The organism is Pseudoruegeria sp. HB172150 (assembly GCF_013184805.1).
Taxonomy (GTDB): Bacteria; Pseudomonadota; Alphaproteobacteria; order Rhodobacterales; family Rhodobacteraceae; genus Psychromarinibacter.
Genome location: NZ_JAATNG010000015.1, coordinates 1 through 3320 on the forward strand (window position 1 = coordinate 1; position 3320 = coordinate 3320).

The 3320-nt window shown below is 54.9% G+C and carries 3 protein-coding genes; 2 read left to right on the plus strand and 1 reads right to left on the minus strand.

The genetic code is table 11. The features are described from left to right. Together HCO70_RS24505 and HCO70_RS24510 are read left to right on the plus strand one after the other, a co-directional pair. The coding region (locus tag HCO70_RS24505) for a hypothetical protein (RefSeq protein ID WP_172300549.1) at positions 1-189 on the plus strand (189 nt) is incomplete at its 5' end. Between the two features lie 496 nt (positions 190-685). Next, positions 686-1402 (plus strand): response regulator transcription factor, encoded by a 717-nt coding sequence (locus HCO70_RS24510; protein ID WP_172300550.1) that lies wholly within the window; start codon positions 686-688, stop codon positions 1400-1402. Between the two features lie 6 nt (positions 1403-1408). On the opposite strand, the gene HCO70_RS24515 is transcribed toward HCO70_RS24510, so the two are convergent. Then, positions 1409-2764 (minus strand): HAMP domain-containing sensor histidine kinase, encoded by a 1356-nt coding sequence (locus HCO70_RS24515; RefSeq protein ID WP_172300551.1) that lies wholly within the window; start codon positions 2762-2764, stop codon positions 1409-1411. Between the last annotated feature and the right edge of the window lie 556 nt (positions 2765-3320).

The window sequence follows — 3320 nt, forward strand, 5'->3', positions numbered from 1 at the left end:
CGCACGATGCCCGACGCATCCTCCGATCTATTCTACGGCGATCCGGCGATTGTTCGCTTTGACGAAGACGCCGCCGACAACAACCGACTGTTCTTGAACGAGGACAGCGCGATCGGCATCGTTGCGGCCGACTACACAAACGTCGCCATCCTGGACTTCGCGCAGGATACAGGATTCTTCTACGTCTGATCGAATGGTTAGGCCAAGTCTGCCACGGTCTGTGGTGAGGTCGAGATCTGTTTTCGCACGTCGCGATTGAGAGCATTTCCCGGCAGGAATGCGCGTCTTCAGCACCAGCACTCGACCGGGCGGCACTCACCGGTCAGTTGTCCGACGCACGCCAGAGGATCAGCGAATGCAGGCCAACGACAATGAAGACGGGCCGCATTCGCCGCTCGGAAACTTGACGCCGAACGCCATTGCGGCCCAACTTAGGCCCACCCGGAAGGGTGCATAACGTCCAGACCAGAAACAGGAAGGGGTCCCGCCTATAATGCACTAAGAATGATACCGGACTAACCTATTGGGCGCGTCAACGGAAAGCCTCCTTATGTCCAAAATCTCCGATTGCGGATCGCTGACAATCCGTTCTCTTCCCAAACGTTTTCTCCACCAATATTTAGAAGTCTTAAACAATGTTGAGCGCTCGTCATAGTACAAGTGCCACGTAACTTGAGAGCTGCCAATGAGCGATCCAAATAGAATTCTGATTGTGGAAGATGACCAGGAGATCTCAGGTCTCCTCAGACGATATCTCGAATCAAATGGCATGTTGGCGTCTGAGGCTTTCGATGCGCTTAGCATGGACAAAGCATTGGGTCAGAACGAATTTGATCTAATCGTTCTGGACATCTGTCTCCCGGGCGAGGATGGGCTAAGTATCTGTCGCAGGCTAAAAGCCGCTGTTCCAGATCGGCCGGTCCTCATGTTGTCAGGCAAGGACACGCAATCCGAAGGTGTCACGAGCATCACCGCTTTAGCCGATGACTTAGTGACCAAGCCTTTTGATCCGTCGGAGCTCCTGACCCGTATACGGGCCACATTAAAAATTGACAGCACCGAGGAAACGGGTCTGGTAAACGTCCCGCGATTTCAATTTGCTGGATGGATACTGGACGTCAATGAATGCCTGTTGCACGATCCGGACGGCGTTCGCATTATCCTGGCCGACACGGAGTTGAAACTGTTGCGAGTATTCTGTGAGAAGCCGGAGCAAATGCTGCCCCACAAACAACTATTGAATGAATTTTCCGGGAGCAATTCGAGTGCCGACGAGCACTCCATCGATGCTTTGATTGGTCGTTTACGGCTGAAAATCGAGGAGAATCCCGACATCCCGGTTCTGATTAGGTCCATGGGAGTCGAAGGTTACTGGTTGGCTGCAGAGGTCGTCCGCAATTGATCTAACTCACAGCCGCGCCGCCTTGGGAAAGGTCAGGCGGGCACGCAGGCCACCCATGACGCTCTCCAACAATTCCAGCCGACCCTGATGTGCCTTGGCAATTGCGTCCGTTATCGGCAGCCCGAGCCCAAAGCTGATCCGTCCGTTTTCATCTGGCTCTGTGCCGCTGGCAAAAGGACGCATATACATCTCCCGTTTCTCCGGTGGAATGCCCGGTCCATCGTCATCGACCAGGATCGAGACTGTGTCGTCATCCGACAGATCAAGGCTCAACCGAACTGTGTCAGCATGCTTGAACGCATTACCGATCAGGTTCTCAATGGCGCGTTCGATTGCCTCCGGGTCACCTAGAATCTGGCTATCTCTAGGCGCTTCGAAAAGCAAATTCTTTCCCACTTCGGTATAGCTGTCGGAAACCGTCTGCAGCAGGCTTCGCACGCTGAAAGTCTCTTGCACATTCGTGCTGTGGCCGTCGCGAAGAAAACTGAGCGCGGAGTCGATCATCGATTCCAGTCGGGCCAGATCTCGCACCATGCCAGCACGCAATTCCGGATCCAGAACGAACTCTATGCGCAGTCGCAAGCGTGTCACGGGGGCCCGGAGATCGTGCCCTATCGACGCAAGTAGCTTCGTCTGCCCCGCAGAGTATTCGGCAATCCGATCGCGCATCCGGTTGAAGGCACGCGCAGCAGTGCGAATTTCCGCCGGACCAGATACTTCCAATGGCTCATGTCGCCGTTCGGAGCTAAACTCCTCTGCGGCCTTGGCAAATCTACGCAACTGCCGAGAAATCCTTCCGGCGATCAACAACAATCCTATTGGTAATATGATCAATAGCAGAATCAGTTCTTCACCGCCCACAATGCTTGTGGAGAATAGTACAGATTTTTTCGGAGGCGGGATTGGCGGATAGATTGCGGATGCCAGGATCGTGCCACTTGGCAACTCAATGAGGACAGTCGGCTGAAAAGCCTCCGGATCGGTCGCCGGTACCGTGTATCCGACGACCCCTCGTTTGTTCAGGATATTGGCAAACTCTGCTCCCGCCGGCTCCCAGTCAGAACGTGGTGGGAGCTCGAACTCGGTCACTTTCCGGAGGTTGAGATCATGCGCAAGAACATTTGCAGCTTCAATTGCGCGGTCGAGACGTGGGTCACCTGCGGGCAAATTGGCAAGCGGCCTATAGACGAGATCCAGAACAGCCTGTTGGGGTTTGATCCGCTTCGGGGGCCCCTTGTCCTGAAGTGGCTCCACTGTCATGAGCGCATAAAGACCCATGGCAAACATCAGGGAAATAGCAACTAGTCCTACTACCATGGTTCCTAGCCGGGCGGGCCAAACCAGGCGCATGAGTTTCTTCATCGACCCCTCGAATATCTGACGGTTAAAATAGTTGTCATGTAACATTGCCTGGTCATGCCGACAACGCTCCTGGCTACAACCCGAGTTGGGAGAGCCTGTTTACTAACGACGGTAAATTTTTTTTTGGGGAGGAGAGTCGCCAGTAGGTACTGGGGTCTTAGCCTAACATACTCGTAGCTTTGGCGAAAACAGCCTTGATGTGTCGGAAAGCCAGTCTTGAAAGAACACGCTCGCGTTTCGGTAGAATGAGGCTGCGCTCCGAGTAAGCGCACCTTTCTAGTGAGTCGCCCGAATGCTGACGACTTGTGCGCCTAGGCAAGCGGGGTGCTGCCCGTAATGTGGGTGAACACCTCCACCGAAAGGCCGCGGATTAGACCGCCACATCAAAACCTCTCCGATCACGGGAAGGGGTTCGGTGCGGTTCCATCGTCCGAAGAACCGGTGGCCTGCGCGCGGGCAGTTAACGGCGAGAGGAGCATCAGCGCCACCGGGCTGGTAAGCGCGACCCGGCCCAGTGTCTTGATCGCCGTCCTTCGACCCAGTTCCACGTCATCAG